Source organism: Flintibacter faecis (assembly GCF_014287875.1).
GTDB lineage: Bacteria > Bacillota > Clostridia > Oscillospirales > Oscillospiraceae > Lawsonibacter > Lawsonibacter faecis_A.
In genome coordinates this window covers 1-17,618 of sequence record NZ_JACOPN010000014.1, presented here as the reverse complement: position 1 = coordinate 17,618, position 17,618 = coordinate 1, and the positions used below count along the sequence as shown (strand labels likewise).

Genomic DNA, 17,618 nt, shown 5'->3' with positions numbered 1-17,618 from the left:
TAGAGTTTTACGGCAAGTCCTTTCCCGAAGCCGTCCAGATGTTGACAGGCGAAAACGGCGAGGGACAGACCGAAGCCACCACAGCACCGCCCACAGCGTTCCACTTGCCCTTGCACAACAGGACAGCCGACAGAGCAATCCAATATCTCACAGAAAGCCGAGGTCTCAACCCGAAACTGGTTGAGGCTTTTCTTCTTTCCGGGGATATTTACGAGGACGCAAAGCGGCACAATGTTGTGTTTGTCGGCAGAGACCGAAGCGGTACGCCGAGATACGCCCATGTGCGAGGAACGGCAGACCCATTCAGACAGGACATTGCCGGGTCTGACAAATCCTATCCGTTCCACTATGAGGGAAACGGCAACCAGCTCTTTGTCTTTGAAGCACCGATTGACCTTTTGTCCTTTATCTGCCTTTATCCGCAGGACTGGCAGACAAGGAGCTACCTTGCCCTGGGCGGCGTTTCAGGCAAAGCCCTTGACAGTTTTCTTTCTGAACGCAAGGACACCCGAAAAGTGTTCCTCTGCCTTGACAGCGACACCGCAGGAAGTGAAGCCTGCACCCGGCTGGCACAGGACATTCCCGGCGAGATCGCCGTCATTCGCCTTGTCCCGGCAAGGAAAGACTGGAACGATGTTCTCCGTCAGCAAGGGGACATTCCCAGCCGCAAATTCATAGCCGAGACAATCACGCTGCGAGAGCTGCCCACCGCCCAGCCTGTCCCCATGCTCCGTATGGCAGATGTGGAGCTGACGAGCGTGGATTGGCTATGGTTTCCGTATATCCCCTTTGGAAAGCTGACGATCATACAGGGCAACCCCGGCGAGGGCAAGACCTACTTTGCCATGCGTCTTGCGGCGGCTTGCACCAACCGAAAGCCCTTGCCCGGTATGGAAACCCTTGAGCCTTTCAATATCATCTATCAGACCGCAGAGGACGGTTTGGGCGATACCGTCAAGCCCCGGCTGATGGAAGCGGACGCAGACCTTGAACGAGTGCTTGTCATTGACGATAGAGACACGCCGCTGACCCTTGCCGATGAGCGCATAGCAAGGGCAATCCGAGAGAACAACGCAAGGCTGGTTATCATTGACCCGGTGCAGGCGTTTCTGGGCGCAGATGTGGACATGAACCGGGCAAATGAAGTCCGTCCCATCTTCCGCAGTCTGGGAGACATTGCACAGGCTACCGGGTGCGCTATCGTGCTGATAGGACACCTCAACAAAGCCGCAGGAACACAAAGCACTTACAGGGGCTTAGGGTCTATCGACATTACGGCGGCTGTCCGCAGTCTACTGTTTATTGGAAAGCTGAAAGACAGTCCCACAACGAGGGTGCTTATCCATGAGAAAAGCTCCCTTGCGCCGCCCGGACAGTCCCTTGCCTTTTCTCTGGGAGACGAGAAAGGCTTTGAATGGATAGGGGCTTATGACATTACCGCCGACGAGCTTCTTGCCGGGACAGACACCGCCAAGACCGAGAGCAAGACCGCACAGGCGCAAATGCTCATTTTGGAACTGCTTGCAGATGGAAAGCGTATGCCGAGTGCAGAGCTGGAAAAGACGGTCAATGAGCGTGGGATTTCCTCACGCACCATGAGAACGGCAAAGAGCCGTATCGGGGACAGACTTGTGACCGAGAAAGACGGTACGGTATGGGTCTGCTATCTCCGCAACTGACAACAGGAACACGGCAAGCGTGGCAAAGACGGCAAGGTTTTTATAGATACCTTAATATTGCCGCCTTGCCTTGTTCCCTCATACCGACACCGCCCGATGATGAACAGTCACCGGGCATTTTTCATTTACAGGAGGATTTTGAATGAACAATACCGCAACCAACACCGCCACTTGCCCTACTGTCAGAAAGCAGATTGGCAAGACCACCTATATCGTCCGTGTGCATTTCAGCGAGACCGCCAAGGAGACAATGGAGGACAAAATCAAGCGTATGCTTCGTGAGGAAGTCCGCAAAATGTGACTTCTTTGTGAATTTGATGAAAAAGTCCTTGACTTTTCGTCTCTGGCAAGACGGCCAAAAGCATTTTGATCTCCTGCGGCGCTCGGCTTGCTCCCTTTGACATTCCCCAGCTCCGGGAGATCATGTCCTATGACGAACTGGAGCTTGACCGCATGGGAGATCGCCGGACGGCGACCTTCTTCTGCATCAGCGACACGGACAGCACCTACAATTTCCTTGTGGCGCTGGCCTTTTCGCAGATGTTCAATCTCCTGTGCGAACGGGCGGACAATGTTCACGGCGGCAGGCTGCCCCATCATGTGCGGGTGCTGTGGGACGAGGCGGCCAACACCGGGCAGGTGCCAAACTTGGAAAAGCTGGTGGCAGTCATCCGCTCCCGTGAGATCAGCCTGTGCCTGCTGTATCAGCAGCTTGCCCAATGCAAGGCCATCTACGATAAGAACGCAGAAACCATCCTCGGCAACATGGACAGCGTTCTGTTCCTCGGTGGCCGTGAGGCCAGCACCATCAAAGAGATTTCCGAGAACTGGCTGGGCAAGGCCACCATCTCCATGCAGACCGAGGGACGCTCCCGTGGACAGTCCGAAAGTTACAGCCAGAACACACAGCGGCTCGGACGGGAGCTGATGACCTCAAGCGAGCTTGCCACCATGCCCGGAGATCGGTGCATTTTGCAGCTCCGAGGGCTGCCGCCGTTCTATTCCAAGAAGTACGATTTGAAACAGCACCCCAATTATCGCTTTACGGCGGAGGCCGATAAAGTGAAAAACGCCTTTGACCTCGACAGGCTCATTGACCGCCGCAGGCGACCGGGCATGAACGAGGAATGTGAGGTGTACGAAGTGTCCGTGCCGGACGAGGCGATCACAGACGAGGACGAGGACATTCTCAACTATGACGACCTCGACGACCCGGACGCCTTTGTATAGAGCTTTGGGACATTTTGTCTCGAAGTAACAGGCTGCCGCCCGCAAGGGCGGCTTTTTTCATGGCCGGGGCTTTGTTCCCGGAGAATAGGAGGCTATATGCAGTTTTTCGCTTCTGCCATCACCACTTTGCAGACCCTTGTGATCGCCCTCGGTGCTGGCCTTGGCGTGTGGGGCGTGGTCAATCTGCTGGAGGGCTACGGCTCGGACAACCCCGGCGCTAATGCTCATGTACGGTAAGGAAGCAAGCAACCGAAAACAAGAGATAGACCGCCAGCACTACACTATTCCGAACCAAAGACCAAAAGATAAGCATTGTGGGAAAATCTAAACTTTTGGATTTTCCTACAATGCCAACTACGGCGGAATCCCTCCCACTCCTTATATCTTTCTGTATACATTGAATTTGTATTTAGTAAAATGCAGACAACACCACGGATCGGCTTTTGGTTGGACAATTCCAACCAAACACCACAGCAGACAGCAGAAAACATTCTGAACGCTAGGAAGCCGGTATGATTGTTACATATAAGGGGAAGAAAAATTTCTTTTAGGTACTTGCTTTCCTAAAACTGATGTGATATAATAAACTTATGTGATACAATGATTTAATCCAGAAAAGGAGTAAAAAATATGCGGCAAGGTATTCTTAAATAAAACTATAATCAAATAGTGGGAACAAAGGATTATGATAGCTCCTTTTGTAGGGGCTTAGTTTTTTGTACCCAATTTAAGAATACTTTTGCCTTATCAATTTTGACATATCCCCAAAAACAGCAATCACAAACAGGTGTATGCTGTATATGTGTATGTCCGCAACTTATAATCCCCAGTGGTAAAAGTATTTTACTGCTGGGGATTTTTATGCCCTTTGGGGCTGTAAAGGGAGGACAATCACATGAAAATAATCAATATTGGAATTCTTGCCCATGTAGACGCTGGAAAGACGACCTTGACGGAGAGCCTGCTATATGCCAGCGGAGCCATTTCAGAACCGGGGAGCGTCGAAAAAGGGACAACGAGGACGGACACCATGTTTTTGGAGCGGCAGCGTGGGATTACCATTCAAGCGGCAGTCACTTCCTTCCAGTGGCACAGATGTAAAGTTAACATTGTGGATACGCCCGGCCACATGGATTTTTTGGCGGAGGTGTACCGCTCTTTGGCTGTTTTAGATGGGGCCATCTTGGTGATCTCCGCTAAAGATGGCGTGCAGGCCCAGACCCGTATTCTGTTCCATGCCCTGCGGAAAATGAACATTCCCACCGTTATCTTTATCAACAAGATCGACCAGGCTGGCGTTGATTTGCAGAGCGTGGTTCAGTCTGTTCGGGATAAGCTCTCCGCCGATATTATCATCAAGCAGACGGTGTCGCTGTCCCCGGAAATAGTCCTGGAGGAAAATACCGACATAGAAGCATGGGATGCGGTCATCGAAAATAACGATGAATTATTGGAAAAGTATATCGCAGGAGAACCAATCAGCCGGGAAAAACTTGCGCGGGAGGAACAGCAGCGGGTTCAAGACGCCTCCCTGTTCCCAGTCTATCATGGCAGCGCCAAAAATGGCCTTGGCATTCAACCGTTGATGGATGCGGTGACAGGGCTGTTCCAACCGATTGGGGAACAGGGGGGCGCCGCCCTATGCGGCAGCGTTTTCAAGGTTGAGTACACCGATTGCGGCCAGCGGCGTGTCTATCTACGGTTATACAGCGGAACGCTGCGCCTGCGGGATACGGTGGCCCTGGCCGGGAGAGAAAAGCTGAAAATCACAGAGATGCGTATTCCATCCAAAGGGGAAATTGTTCGGACAGACACCGCTTATCAGGGTGAAATTGTTATCCTTCCCAGCGACAGCGTGAGGTTAAACGATGTATTAGGGGACCAAACCCGGCTCCCTCGTAAAAGGTGGCGCGAGGACCCCCTCCCCATGCTGCGGACGACGATTGCGCCGAAAACGGCAGCGCAAAGAGAACGGCTGCTGGACGCTCTTACGCAACTTGCGGATACTGACCCGCTTTTGCGTTGCGAAGTGGATTCCATCACCCATGAGATCATTCTTTCTTTTTTGGGCCGGGTGCAGTTGGAGGTTGTTTCCGCTTTGCTGTCGGAAAAATACAAGCTTGAAACAGTGGTAAAGGAACCCTCCGTCATTTATATGGAGCGGCCGCTCAAAGCAGCCAGCCACACCATCCATATCGAGGTGCCGCCCAACCCGTTTTGGGCATCCATAGGACTGTCTGTTACACCACTCTCGCTTGGCTCCGGTGTACAATACGAGAGCCGGGTTTCGCTGGGATACTTGAACCAGAGTTTTCAAAACGCTGTCAGGGATGGTATCCGTTACGGGCTGGAGCAGGGCTTGTTCGGCTGGAACGTAACGGACTGTAAGATTTGCTTTGAATACGGGCTTTATTACAGTCCGGTCAGCACGCCGGCGGACTTCCGCTCATTGGCCCCGATTGTATTGGAACAGGCATTGAAGGAATCGGGGACGCAGCTGCTGGAACCTTATCTCTCCTTCATCCTCTATGCGCCCCAGGAATACCTTTCCAGGGCTTATCATGATGCACCGAAATACTGTGCCACCATCGAAACGGCCCAGGTAAAAAAGGATGAAGTTGTCTTTACTGGCGAGATTCCCGCCCGCTGTATACAGGCATACCGTACTGATCTGGCCTTTTACACCAACGGGCGGAGCGTATGCCTTACAGAGCTGAAAGGATATCAGGCCGCTGTCGGTCAGCCGGTCATCCAGCCCCGCCGTCCAAACAGCCGCCTGGACAAGGTGCGCCATATGTTTCAGAAGGTAATGTAAAGATACATAATCGTCAAGACGGCAACAATCAGAAGTTATGGAGGGTAACAATGGAATATAGTAAGGAAGATTTAATGGAAGCAAAAAAGCAAATTTGGGGAGTGGGAGAGAACATGGGAACAGAGGAAAGTAAAAAAATCTGGGAGGAGAACGCACAATTTTGGGATAATGCAATGGGTGACGAATCTAATGAATTTCACAGAGAGGTAGTGCGTCCCAAAGTAACGGAACTTCTATCTCCTAATCCTGCGGATTACATTTTGGATATTGCGTGTGGCAATGGAAATTATTCTTCGTATCTTGCACAAAGAGGCGCTTCGGTTGTCGCTTTTGATTACAGCAAAAAAATGATAGAATTGGCTAAAAGACGGCAATCACAATATGCAAAACAAATTGAATTTTGTGTGGCGGATGCGACCGATAGAAAAAGTATATTAGAATTAAAAAGAAATCGAGCCTTTACGAAAGCAGTTTCTAATATGGCAATTATGGATATTACGGATATTGAACCACTTCTTATGGCTGTTTATGAACTGTTGCAGGAAAGCGGAATTTTTGTCTTTGCAACGCAACACCCTTGTTTTGTCACGTTGACTGAAAAATATATGACACCGCACAGTTACTATGATATAGCGATTGAAGGGCAACCGAAAGAGCAGATTTATTATCATCGTTCCATACAAGATATTTTTAACCTTTGTTTTAGAGCTGGATTTGTCATTGATGGATTTTATGAAGAATGTTTTAAAACCAACAAAGAAATTCCTATGGTAATGATAGTAAGGCTTAAGAAGGTAAAACGTGATAGCTTAAAATAAATTCAAGTTTGTCGGGTAAATAGCAAACCCAGCCGAGCCAGTCAACGGTCAAGATGAACGGCGCATATGCGCAGCCGTTGACAGCCCCGCCCGCCTTTGCTGGTAGGCAATCAAGGGGCGACAGCAAGAAGTGCCACCGCCCCGCACTATTATTCAGAAAGGGGAATTTCCATGACCGACCAGATAGCCTATCAAGAATATATCCAGCGCAGGTACAACGCCTTTTGCAAGACTGTTATCCGCTGTGCCGCCTTGGACAAGATTTTGAAGCTTAAACGGCAATGGGAACGGCAAGTTTCCCTTGACTATCTGATGAACGAGAAGTTTGTCCAGTTTGCCGCGTCGGAGCCGGACGAGGAATACCCATTTACCGTCTGCGGTCAGACCGTCCTGCTCTGCAACGCCGCCCTTGCCGACGCGATCTCTGTTTTGCCGGAGCAGACGCGGGAAGAAATCCTGCGCTATTACTTTCTGCGCCAGCCGCAGCGCGTGATCGGCGCGTGTATTGGCCGGTCACGCAGCACAGCGGGGCGGCATATCCAGCTTGCCTTGCAGCGGCTACGCGAAGAAATGGGGGTGAGCCGGTATGAGTGACTTCTCCCCTATGAAACAATCCTCAAAGCCCGTGAGGGCGACCCAGAAGCCGTGAACGCTGTCCTGCTCCACTACGCCGGATATATCCGCTATTTCTCAAAAGTGAACGGGCAGGTCAACGCCGAGGTGGAGGACTATGTAAAGCAGCGGTTAATTGACTGTCAATTCAAGTTCCGGCTTGACGAACCACCGGACAAGTCATAAAAACTGAATACCAGCCGCCACCGACGCGGCCAGCGAAAGCAGTAAGTCTTGAAAAAGATTTACTGCTTTTTTTGTTGTCCGGCTCCGCTCCCGGCCATTTTGCCCCCTGCCGGTTGTAGTAGTAAGCGAGGAGGGAATTTTTCTGCCCTGGTGTTTGGCATTTGGAGCATTTACCCGTAGTAGAGGGCAAAGAGAAAGGATTTCTCCAACACCGGGTAGAAACCACTGCGTCCGGTGTCATTTTAGCGAAAGCGGGCAGGAATGCCCTTTACAGGATTAGTAGTAGCAGAAAAAGAGAAACAAACTTTTGTGGTTGCAGTTTTCCAAAAAAGTGGCGGACGGAAGTGAGAGAAAGTTTGCAGTCACGGAGAGCAAGATTCTACCGCAGTACCAAAATTCGCTTTTCGCTCATTTTGCCCCTGCGGGAATCTTGTTGGGGAGTGCCTTCCCCAAACCCTGCTTATGCGGCTTGCGCCGCTTAAAAATCCCTCAAAATATTTTTTCGGATTTTTCAAAAACAGTTCCGCTTCACACCCCGTTTTTCTCCTATTAGTGAGAGGACACCACGCACAGAAAGGAGGTTTTACCATGCGAAAACGATACAACACGCCGCACCGCAGCCGGGTAGTCAAGACACGCATGACCGAGGAAGAATACGCCGAGTTTGCGGAAAGGCTTTCTGCCTACAACATGAGCCAAGCCGAGTTTATCCGGCAAGCCATAACCGGGGCAACCATACGCCCCATCATAACCGTTTCCCCCGTCAACGACGAGCTGCTTGCCGCTGTCGGGAAGCTGACCGCCGAATACGGAAAAATAGGCGGCAACTTAAACCAGATAGCCCGGACGCTGAACGAGTGGCACAGTCCCTATCCGCAGCTTGCCGGGGAAGTACGGGCGGCGGTTTCCGACCTTGCTGCCCTAAAGTTTGAAGTCTTGCAGAAAGTGGGTGACGCTGTTGGCAACATTCAAACATATCAGCTCTAAAAATGCCGACTATGGCGCAGCGGAAGCCTATCTCACATTTGAGCATGACGAGTTTACCATGAAGCCCACCCTTGATGAAAACGGGCGGCTGATACCGAGGGAGGATTACCGCATTTCTTCCCTCAACTGCGGGGACGGGGATTTCGCCGTTGCCTGTATGCGAGCCAATCTCCGCTATGAGAAAAACCAAAAACGGGAAGATGTGAAAAGCCACCACTATATCATCAGCTTTGACCCACGGGACGGGACAGACAACGGCTTGACCGTAGACCGGGCGCAGGAGCTGGGCGAGCAGTTCTGCAAGGCACATTTCCCCGGACACCAAGCCCTTGTATGCACCCACCCGGACGGGCATAACCACAGCGGCAATATCCATGTGCATATCGTCATCAACTCCCTGCGGATTTATGAAGTCCCGCTTCTGCCCTACATGGACAGACCAGCCGACACACGGGAGGGCTGCAAGCACCGCTGCACCAATGCCGCTATGGAATATTTCAAGAGTGAAGTCATGGAGATGTGCCACCGGGAGGGGCTTTACCAAATCGACCTCTTGAACGGCAGCAAGGAACGGATAACCGAACGGGAATACTGGGCGGCAAAGAAAGGGCAGCTTGCCCTTGATAAAGAGAATGCTGTCAGAGAAGCCGCCGGACAGCCGACCAAGCCCACCAAGTTTGAAACGGACAAGGCGAAGCTGCGCCGGACGATACGGCAGGCACTTTCCCAAGCTGGCAGCTTTGACGAGTTTTCTTCCCTTTTGCTGCGGGAGGGTGTGACCGTCAAGGAGAGCCGGGGGCGGCTTTCCTACCTCACGCCGGACAGGACAAAGCCTATCACAGCCCGGAAGCTGGGGGACGATTTTGACAAGGCTACTGTCCTTGCCCTGCTTACACAGAACGCCCGCAGAGCCGCCGAAAAGACCACACCCATACCCGAATACCCACACACCCAAAAGGAACGCTTGCGGGAGGAAAAAGCCGCAAAAACCACCCCGGCAGACAACACCTTGCAGCGCATGGTTGACCGGGAAGCCAAGCGAGCTGAGGGCAAGGGAGTAGGCTATGACCGCTGGGCGGCAAAGCACAATCTAAAGCAAATGGCGGCTACCGTTACCGCCTATCAGCAGTACGGCTTTTCTTCCCCGGAGGAACTGGACGAAGCCTGTTCTGCCGCCTATGCCGCCATGCAGGAAAGCCTTACAGAGCTGAAGCAGGTGGAAAAGACGCTGAACGGGAAAAAGGAGCTGCAACGGCAGGTGCTTGCCTATTCCAAGACCCGCCCTGTCCGGGACGGGCTGAAACAGCAGAAAAACACCAAAGCAAAAGCAGCCTACCGACAGAAGCACGAAAGCGACTTTATCATAGCAGACGCAGCCGCCCGTTATTTTAGGGAGAACGGCATTTCCAAGCTGCCGAGCTATAAAGCCCTGCAAGCAGAGATTGAAACCCTTATCAAAGAGAAAAACAGCGGTTACAACGATTACCGGGCAAAACGGGAGGAATACCGCCGCTTACAGACGGTCAAGGGCAATATCGACCAGATTTTACGCCGGGAGCGCAAGCCTGTGAAAAAGCAGGAACAGGAGCGATAAAAACCGCCCCAAAATGTACCCGAACCCATACAGAACAAGGGGGCTGCCCCGTACCCTATCCGCAATACCAAAGGATTTTTTAACGGGCTTACAGGGCAGAAAAACCCCGAAAATGATACCGAGATGATACAGAATTACCGCCGATACCGCCACACCAGCGGAAACGGCAGAAAGGAGCGCACCCATGCCAAGAATGAGCAAGAAACGGCGGCTGGAATGGTCTTTTTTCCTGCGGCAAGTAAAAGTCGGGAATACCACCTGCGACCGTATCACATACAACGACCTCTGCCGGGGCTGTACCCATAGCTGCAAGCAGAGCTTCCGGGCGATTATCATACTCTGCCCCCACTACTACTCCAAACGCCGGAAAAAGGAGGACAGGGACAATGGCAGATAACCGCAAGTATTACTACCTCAAGCTGAAAGAGAACTTTTTTGACAGCGACTCCATTGTGCTGCTGGAAGATATGAAAGACGGGATTTTATATTCCAATATCCTCTTGAAGCTGTACTTAAAATCGCTGAAAAACGGCGGGAAATTGCAGCTTGACGAGCATATCCCCTACACAGCGCAGATGATAGCGACACTGACCCGCCACCAGATAGGGACAGTTGAGAGGGCTTTAGAGATTTTCCGGCAGTTGGGGCTTGTGGAGCAGCTTGACAGCGGGACTTTTTATATGACCGATATTGAACTGATGATAGGACAATCCTCTACCGAAGCCGAAAGAAAACGGGCTGCAAGGCTGGAAAACAAGGCACTTTTACCGCCCCGGACAAAAGGTGGACATTTGTCCGACATTCGTCCACCAGAGATAGAGATAAAGAAAGAGATAGATATAGAGATAGAAAAAGAGAGAGAGTTAGAAACGGGACAAGCCCCCGCCCGCAGCTATGGCAGATACAACAATGTTTTTCTTTCCGATACGGAACTGGACGAGCTGAAAGCGGAACTGCCCGACAAATGGGAGTATTATATTGACCGCTTATCTACTCATATAGCGTCCAAAGGAACGAAATACCGCAGCCATGCAGCCACGATATACAAGTGGGCGCAGGAGGACGAAGCCAAGAAACCGCCGAAAAAAGGCATACCCGATTATTCATGCAAGGAGGGCGAGAGCTTATGAGAAACGGGATTGAAGCTATGATTACGGACATTACAGCCACTACCGCCGAAGCGGAGGACTACACAGGCGAGGACGGGCTTTTATACTGCGGCAAGTGCCATACGCCCAAAGAAGCCTATTTTTCAAAAGAAACCGCCCAATGGTTAGGGCATGACCGACACCCGACAGAGTGCGACTGCCAGCGGGCAGCCCGTGAAAAACGGGAAGCCGCTGAAAGCCGACAGAAGCACCTTGAAACAGTGGAGGACTTGAAACGCCGGGGCTTTACCGACCCTGCTATGCGGAACTGGACATTTGAGCATGACAACGGCAGAAACCCGCAGACCGCAACCGCCCGTTTTTATGTGGAGAGCTGGGAAACCATGCAGGCTGAAAATATCGGCTACCTGTTCTGGGGCGGCGTGGGGACAGGAAAAAGCTACCTTGCCGCCTGTATCGCCAACGCCCTTATGGAAAAAGAGGTTGCCGTCTGCATGACAAACTTTGCAACAATACTCAATGACCTTGCCGCCAGCTTTGAGGGCAGGAATGAGTATATTTCCCGCCTTTGCAGCTACCCCCTGCTGATACTTGATGATTTCGGTATGGAGCGAGGGACAGAATACGGGCTGGAACAGGTTTATAGCGTGATTGACAGCCGTTACCGAAGCGGCAAGCCGCTGATCGCCACGACCAACCTCACGCTGGAGGAATTGCAGCACCCGCAGGACACGCCCCACGCCCGTATCTATGACAGGCTGACTTCCATGTGCGCCCCCGTCCGCTTCACGGGTAGCAACTTCCGAAAGGAAACCGCACAGGAAAAGCTGGAACGATTAAAGCAACTGATGAAGCAGCGAAAGGAGAGCCTATGACAGAAACCAAACAGACAAGCACCACCAAAACAGACCGCCGCCCGGACTGTGTAACGGAAATCCGCATGGGCAACTCCGTCCTTACCGTTTCCGGCTTCTTCAAGCAGGGCGCAACCGACACCGCAGCCGACAAGATGATGAAAGTGCTGGAAGCGGAAGCTGCTACACAAAAAACGGCGATTTGACCGACCATAAAGAAGCAGATTTGACGCTTTTGCCGCTATACAGACAGCCGCCCCATGTGGTACAATCAAGGTACGGAATAGTGGGGCTGGCTGTCGGAAACGGAGGATTTTATGTTAAGACAGACCAACCAACAACCAATTACCGCCCTTTACCCAAGACTTTCCCATGAGGACGAGCTGCAAGGCGAGAGCAATTCCATTTCCAATCAGAAGCGTATCCTTGAAACCTATGCAAAGCAGAACGGCTTTTCCAATCTGCGCTGGTACACGGACGACGGTTATTCTGGTGCGAACTTTCAAAGACCCGGTTTTCAAGCCATGCTTGCGGACATTGAAGCCGGAAAAGTCGGGACAGTTATCGTAAAGGATATGTCGAGGTTAGGGCGAAACTACCTGCAAGTGGGAATGTACACGGAAATGATTTTCCCACAGAAAGGTGTCCGCTTCATCGCTATCAATGACGGAGTGGACAGCGCACAGGGCGACAATGATTTTGCCCCGCTGCGGAATATCTTTAACGAATGGCTGGTGAGAGATACGAGCAAGAAAATCAAAGCAGTGAAACGCTCAAAAGGCATGAGTGGCAAGCCTATCACAAGCAAGCCTGTGTATGGCTACCTCATGGACGAGGACGAAAATTTCATCATTGACGAGGAAGCTGCACCCGTAGTCAAGCAGATATACAATTTCTGCCTTGCCGGGAATGGTCCGACCAAGATAGCCCGTATGCTCACAGAGCAGCAAATCCCCACGCCGGGAACGCTGGAATACCGCAGGACGGGCAGCACCCGCCGCTACCACCCCGGCTATGAGTGCAAGTGGGCGACCAATACCGTTGTGCATATCCTTGAAAACCGGGAATACACGGGCTGTCTGGTAAACTTCAAGACAGAAAAACTTTCTTACAAAGTCAAGCACAGTGTAGAAAATTCCCCGGAAAAGCAAGTGATTTTCGAGAACCACCACGAGCCTATCATAGACACGCAAACATGGGAACGGGTGCAGGAGCTTCGCAAGCAGCGCAAACGCCCCAACCGCTATGATGAAGTGGGCTTGTTCTCCGGCATACTGTTCTGTGCGGACTGCGGCAGCGTCATGTATCAGCAGCGATACCAGACAGACAAGCGCAAGCAGGACTGTTATATCTGCGGCAACTACAAGAAACGCACCCATGACTGTACGGCGCACTTTATCCGCACCGACCTCTTGACCGCCGGTGTACTCTCCAATCTGCGGAAAGTGACAAGCTATGCGGCAAAGCATGAAGCCCGGTTTATGAAGCTCTTGATTGAGCAGAACGAGGACGGGGGCAAGCGCAGGAACGCCGCCAAGAAAAAGGAACTGGAAGCCGCCGAGAAACGCATAGCCGAGTTATCCGCTATCTTCAAGCGGCTGTATGAGGACAGCGTGACCGGGCGCATATCAGACGAGCGTTTCACAGAGCTGTCGGCAGACTATGAAGCAGAGCAACGGGAACTGAAAGAAAGAGCCGCCGCTATCCAAGCGGAGCTTTCCAAAGCACAGGAAGCCACCGTGAACGCAGAAAAGTTTATGAATGTTGTCCGGCGGCATACCAGCTTTGAAGAACTTACCCCTACTCTGCTGCGGGAGTTTGTAGAGAAAATTGTTGTGCATGAGTGCAGCTATGACGAGAACAAGACCCGCAGACAGGACATTGAGATTTATTATTCTTTTGTTGGCAAGGTGGACTTGCCCGAATAACCGCCCGACCTATCCGACACAATGCGCAAGTGCCGGATAGGAACGGCAAAATTTTTTACACTTCTATTGCTTCTTTATCACACATCAATAAAGTCCCAGGGCATGAAACAGTTCATGGCTAATTAAAGGGAACAAAAAGAAAGGAAAAGCCAATCCAGACGGTATCAGCGGCAGGATACAAGAATAAATTGTGATTTCACAAGATTGGTGTTATAATAAGAGAAAAGTTCCTGCCGGGGCAGCCGCCCCGGTGGTATGGATAGAAAGGCAGGAAAACAATATGCACATCAGCTATAAACCACTCTGGCACACACTGTTAGAGCGTGATATGAGGAAAGAGGATTTAAGGCTTGCCGCTGGTATGACAACGAATATGATTGCCAACATGAGCAAAGAGGGAAAGCACATCAGCATGGACACATTAGCCCGTATCTGCGAAGCCCTGAATTGTGAGATTACCGATGTGATTGAGTTAGTATCAGACGAGCCTGCTTCCACAGGAGGTAAGGAACATGAGCGAATTGAAACCAAGAATAACAGAAAACAGAATTGACTATATCCTTGTCGGAGATTACTACATCCCGGATTTGAAACTTCCGGAAGAACACCGCCCCATCGGAAAGTATGGACGGATGCACCGGGAATATTTAAGAGAAGTCCACCCATCCAGATTGAATACATTGATACTGACCGGAGAATTGTGGACATATCTTGTAGACATGAACGAACAGGCACAGGAACGGTCAGACACTATCATGGAACAGCTGAAAGCTGCCGAGGGCGTGACAGAGGAATTAAAGCGTACCTGTCAAATGGAATGGGTGCAGCGTTGCAATAACATTCACAACCGGGCAGAAGAAATTGTTTTGCATGAGATGATTTATTCATAACGGTATGGTAGAATGATTATTACAAATTAGAAGTTGTAAAGGAGACTTTGTATGGGTAGAAAAGAAATAACAACAAAAGAAGATTTAATGAAAGTAATAGAATTATTCGAAAATACTGGAATTACATACTGGTTGGATGGCGGATGGGGTGTAGATATTTTAGCTGGTAAACAAACAAGAATTCATAGAGATATAGATATAAATTTTGATGCTCAACATACGGAAAAATTGTTAAATGTGCTTTTGAATCTGGGCTATAAAATTGATACAGACTGGAAACCGGTTAGAATAGAGTTATATAGTGATGAACTTGGTTACTTAGACATTCACCCGTTCGTTTTAAATGAGGACGGAACTTCAAAACAAGCTGATTTAGAGGGTGGCTGGTATGAGTTTGAAAAAGATTACTTTGGTAGTGCTTTTTTTGAAGGAAAAACAATTCCTTGTATATCCTTAAAAGGTCAAAGAGTTTTCCACTCAGGTTATGAATTAAGAGATAAAGATAAGCATGATATTTCAATTCTTGAAAGTTTATCAAAATAACATTGCTGTAATTTCTAAGATAAATTCCACTTTATCGCTTTGAAATTTTAACTGAATAACCACAGCACAAACCGCTGCTACATGGGAGCCAACAAACCATGCAACAGCGGTTTTTCCTTACCTTTTTTTCCTCTGGCTGATAGGCGTTCCCATTTTCTTTGATTTTTTGAGAATCCGAATCAGCCAGCGAAATTCTTCGTCTGACAGATTTTTATAGTTGATGCCGAGCTGCTTGCAGTAAAGGACAACCAACTTTTCATCCCGGCTGCCCTTGAAATTTTCGACCGCTTCCAGATTTTCTTTCAGTTCATCGGCAACAGTGGTCTGGGGCGCACTCTCACTGTCCTTTTTGTGGGCTTCCCGAATATCACGGATAATCCGGTTGAGGTCATCCAGAACCATGTGGCTGAAATACTCATCATCGCTGATATGGGCAGCTTGCAGCACCTTCAAATGCGGGTCATCTTCGCCGGGGCGATACCGTTCAATGATTTCATGCCGGACGGTATCGACAAGGGCGTTGAGGTTTTGAATCTGCATGGTGGCAATCCCGTCCACATAAATCTCAATATCTGCAAGAAACTTGATAAAATCTTTATGTGTGGCAAGCTCACAGAGCAGACGGTTGTTAATCCGACCGCTTTTCAGAAGTGCGACCATCTCATCATTCAAATGCAGCTCTGTTAGTGGCGTGTTGATCTGCTCCCTGTTCTCTGTCCGGCACAGCAGATAATCAACGGAAACTCCATAGAAGTCTGCCAGCGCGATAAGGTTGCCATGATTGATTTCCTTATAATCCTCTTTTTCATAACTTCCAAGAGCTGATTTGGAAATACCCGTCAACTCTGATAATTCTTCCAGATTTAAGCCTTTGTCCTTGCGGAGTTCCCAAAGGCGTTCCTGTATGCTTGTCGCTCCTTTCATGGGCACACGCTCCTTTCCGGCGGTTTGATTGCTGCCGCTTAACTGGATTATATCACACTTTCCGCAATCGTGGAAATTTCTGATTTTTACCCTTAATTCCTACTTTGTGGACATACGGCACAGGGTACAAAAATGTTCTATGATACAGGTAGTTCATCGATGGATTATTCCAATCGAATGACCAGCCTGTGTGGGATATGCTTCCCCGGCGATGTAGTGCCATGACTTTTGGCAGGGATGTGGAGGAATCCTGACCAAAACGAGCGTACCAAAGGGAGCAATACGCCGCTGTGAGATTCAGGGGAGGAACGACACCAGGGAGAACTGGCGAACTGACACCGAAATGATACCGAAACACGACAATCTGATAGGGGGATAGTCTACCCTATCGCTGATACTTCGGGAGATTTTAAGCGGCTCTATGACCGTAATTTCGCCGAAAAGCGCCCCGAAACCATACACTAAAACGGGAGGAAGCGCAATATGCCGAGAATGAGCAAAAAGAGGAAGTATGAGCTTTCCTTTTACCTCAATGACCGGGGGCGTGTCACTTACAACGAATTATGCCGGAAATGCCAGCATGGGTGCAAGCAGAGCTTCCGGGCGGTTGTGATTGACTGCCCCCGTTATTTATCCAAACGAGCAAAGAAAAAGGAGGAACACACAGAATGAATTTTGAATTTATGACGATAGACACACCATTGCCGCCATGTATGCCATTTCCCAGAGCGTTGACAGGGTTTCCAGTTAGCAGCACCGCAAAGGTTATGTACTGCCGGATGTTGGACGCTATGCTCTCCAAAGGGCAGGAGGACGAGAACGGAATCCTGTTTGTTTGCTTCCCTGTTACAGCCATTGCCGCAGTCCTGTCCCGCAGCCCCATGACGGTCAAGCGTTCTTTGAATGAACTGGAAACCGCCGGACTTATCATGCGGGTGCGTCAGGGCGTGGGAGAACCGAATAGGATTTATGTGCTGATACCGGGAAAGGAGGACGCCGCCCTTGCCTGATACCTCAAAGCTGGAAAAGCTCAACCGGGAGCTGGAGAAAAGCGAAAAGAAACTGCGGAAAGCTATCAATGATGAAAAGGCATTGCAGCACCAGTTAAAGCAGCTTACCCGAAAGGAACGGACACACCGGCTCTGTACCCGTGGCGGTATGCTGGAAAGTTTTCTGCAAGAGCCGGAACGCCTGACAGATGATGATGTCATGCTGTTGTTGAAACTCATTTTTCACAGACAGGACACGCAGGAACTATTGAAAAAAATGCTGGAACGGGAGAAGCCGGAAACCCCTTAGTTTACTAAGGGCGCAATTATACACCACCCAGAGGTTGGTGCATTGCGTTCTCCGAAGGCTCCTCGCCGGAGGGCTGTGATTTTCCGCAGTCATGGTCTGCTCCAAATCATACAGGGGACGCTACGCTTCCCCTGCGCTGGCTGTCGCCAG

General features: G+C 50.3%; 20 protein-coding genes and 2 pseudogenes. 21 read left to right on the top strand and 1 reads right to left on the bottom strand.

The window, feature by feature from the left end:
• The 18 genes and pseudogenes from H8S55_RS13405 to H8S55_RS13320 form a co-directional block, all read left to right on the top strand.
• The coding region (locus tag H8S55_RS13405) for an AAA family ATPase (RefSeq protein ID WP_186879317.1) at nt 1-1,679 on the top strand (1,679 nt) is incomplete at its 5' end.
• A gap of 142 nt (nt 1,680-1,821) precedes the next feature.
• Nucleotides 1,822-1,980 (top strand): transposon-encoded TnpW family protein, encoded by a 159-nt coding sequence (locus tag H8S55_RS13400; protein WP_002596227.1) that lies wholly within the window; start codon nt 1,822-1,824, stop codon nt 1,978-1,980.
• A 41-nt stretch (nt 1,981-2,021) separates the two neighbouring features.
• A pseudogene (locus tag H8S55_RS13395) lies at nt 2,022-2,909 on the top strand (VirD4-like conjugal transfer protein, CD1115 family); the annotation flags it as partial.
• A gap of 96 nt (nt 2,910-3,005) precedes the next feature.
• Nucleotides 3,006-3,134 (top strand): annotated as a pseudogene (locus tag H8S55_RS13390) (Maff2 family mobile element protein); the annotation flags it as partial.
• A gap of 670 nt (nt 3,135-3,804) precedes the next feature.
• Complete coding sequence (gene tet(W), locus H8S55_RS13385; protein ID WP_002586627.1) at nt 3,805-5,724, top strand: tetracycline resistance ribosomal protection protein Tet(W); 1,920 nt, start codon at nt 3,805-3,807, stop codon at nt 5,722-5,724.
• Nucleotides 5,725-5,774: 50 nt separating this feature from the next.
• Nucleotides 5,775-6,542, top strand: coding sequence for a class I SAM-dependent methyltransferase (locus tag H8S55_RS13380; protein ID WP_002586626.1), 768 nt, complete (start codon nt 5,775-5,777; stop codon nt 6,540-6,542).
• Nucleotides 6,543-6,713: 171 nt separating this feature from the next.
• Nucleotides 6,714-7,136: a sigma-70 RNA polymerase sigma factor region 4 domain-containing protein gene (locus H8S55_RS13375; protein ID WP_002586616.1), complete on the top strand. Its 423-nt coding sequence runs from the start codon at nt 6,714-6,716 to the stop codon at nt 7,134-7,136.
• A gap of 18 nt (nt 7,137-7,154) precedes the next feature.
• The gene (locus H8S55_RS13370) at nt 7,155-7,340 is read left to right on the top strand and encodes a helix-turn-helix domain-containing protein (protein WP_033523206.1); all 186 of its coding nucleotides are present in this window, start codon (nt 7,155-7,157) and stop codon (nt 7,338-7,340) included.
• Nucleotides 7,341-7,928: 588 nt separating this feature from the next.
• On the top strand, nt 7,929-8,327 hold the full coding sequence (locus H8S55_RS13365; protein ID WP_117621966.1) for a plasmid mobilization protein: 399 nt from the start codon (nt 7,929-7,931) through the stop codon (nt 8,325-8,327).
• Complete coding sequence (locus tag H8S55_RS13360; RefSeq protein ID WP_117931754.1) at nt 8,299-9,921, top strand: relaxase/mobilization nuclease domain-containing protein; 1,623 nt, start codon at nt 8,299-8,301, stop codon at nt 9,919-9,921. The genes H8S55_RS13365 and H8S55_RS13360 overlap by 29 nt, the downstream gene beginning before the upstream one ends.
• A 184-nt stretch (nt 9,922-10,105) precedes the next feature.
• Nucleotides 10,106-10,318, top strand: a complete 213-nt coding sequence (locus tag H8S55_RS13355; protein ID WP_082424996.1) for a hypothetical protein — start codon at nt 10,106-10,108, stop codon at nt 10,316-10,318.
• Nucleotides 10,308-11,051 carry a phage replisome organizer N-terminal domain-containing protein gene (locus H8S55_RS13350; protein ID WP_117506247.1) on the top strand — a complete coding sequence of 248 codons (744 nt, stop codon included), beginning with the start codon at nt 10,308-10,310 and terminating at the stop codon, nt 11,049-11,051. The genes H8S55_RS13355 and H8S55_RS13350 overlap by 11 nt, the downstream gene beginning before the upstream one ends.
• Nucleotides 11,048-11,905 carry an ATP-binding protein gene (locus tag H8S55_RS13345; RefSeq protein ID WP_015513106.1) on the top strand — a complete coding sequence of 286 codons (858 nt, stop codon included), beginning with the start codon at nt 11,048-11,050 and terminating at the stop codon, nt 11,903-11,905. The genes H8S55_RS13350 and H8S55_RS13345 overlap by 4 nt, the downstream gene beginning before the upstream one ends.
• Entirely contained in the window at nt 11,902-12,090 is a 189-nt protein-coding gene (locus H8S55_RS13340) for a transposon-encoded TnpW family protein (RefSeq protein WP_002569233.1), read from the top strand. Before H8S55_RS13345 ends, H8S55_RS13340 begins: the two co-directional genes overlap by 4 nt.
• 111 nt (nt 12,091-12,201) lie before the next feature.
• A complete protein-coding gene (locus H8S55_RS13335) occupies nt 12,202-13,812 on the top strand; it encodes a recombinase family protein (RefSeq protein ID WP_005921270.1) in 1,611 nt (536 codons plus the stop codon).
• 190 nt (nt 13,813-14,002) lie between these two features.
• The gene (locus H8S55_RS13330) at nt 14,003-14,365 is read left to right on the top strand and encodes a helix-turn-helix domain-containing protein (protein ID WP_366468040.1); all 363 of its coding nucleotides are present in this window, start codon (nt 14,003-14,005) and stop codon (nt 14,363-14,365) included.
• Nucleotides 14,325-14,702 (top strand): TnpV protein, encoded by a 378-nt coding sequence (locus tag H8S55_RS13325; RefSeq protein ID WP_075877044.1) that lies wholly within the window; start codon nt 14,325-14,327, stop codon nt 14,700-14,702. Before H8S55_RS13330 ends, H8S55_RS13325 begins: the two co-directional genes overlap by 41 nt.
• 51 nt (nt 14,703-14,753) lie before the next feature.
• Nucleotides 14,754-15,245: a nucleotidyltransferase domain-containing protein gene (locus H8S55_RS13320; RefSeq protein ID WP_009266803.1), complete on the top strand. Its 492-nt coding sequence runs from the start codon at nt 14,754-14,756 to the stop codon at nt 15,243-15,245.
• Between the two features lie 117 nt (nt 15,246-15,362).
• Here H8S55_RS13320 and H8S55_RS13315 read toward each other — a convergent pair whose 3' ends face one another.
• Entirely contained in the window at nt 15,363-16,169 is an 807-nt protein-coding gene (locus H8S55_RS13315; RefSeq protein ID WP_075877043.1) for a helix-turn-helix domain-containing protein, read from the bottom strand.
• Between the two features lie 483 nt (nt 16,170-16,652).
• Between H8S55_RS13315 and H8S55_RS13310 the strand changes: the two genes are divergently transcribed.
• The 3 genes from H8S55_RS13310 to H8S55_RS13300 are packed head-to-tail and all read left to right on the top strand — an operon-like array spanning nt 16,653 to nt 17,468.
• Nucleotides 16,653-16,841: a hypothetical protein gene (locus H8S55_RS13310; protein ID WP_020989947.1), complete on the top strand. Its 189-nt coding sequence runs from the start codon at nt 16,653-16,655 to the stop codon at nt 16,839-16,841.
• On the top strand, nt 16,838-17,179 hold the full coding sequence (locus H8S55_RS13305) for a replication initiator protein A (protein WP_003020305.1): 342 nt from the start codon (nt 16,838-16,840) through the stop codon (nt 17,177-17,179). The genes H8S55_RS13310 and H8S55_RS13305 overlap by 4 nt, the downstream gene beginning before the upstream one ends.
• The gene (locus H8S55_RS13300) at nt 17,172-17,468 is read left to right on the top strand and encodes a DUF3847 domain-containing protein (RefSeq protein WP_009296086.1); all 297 of its coding nucleotides are present in this window, start codon (nt 17,172-17,174) and stop codon (nt 17,466-17,468) included. The genes H8S55_RS13305 and H8S55_RS13300 overlap by 8 nt, the downstream gene beginning before the upstream one ends.
• The last annotated feature ends 150 nt before the right edge of the window (nt 17,469-17,618 follow it).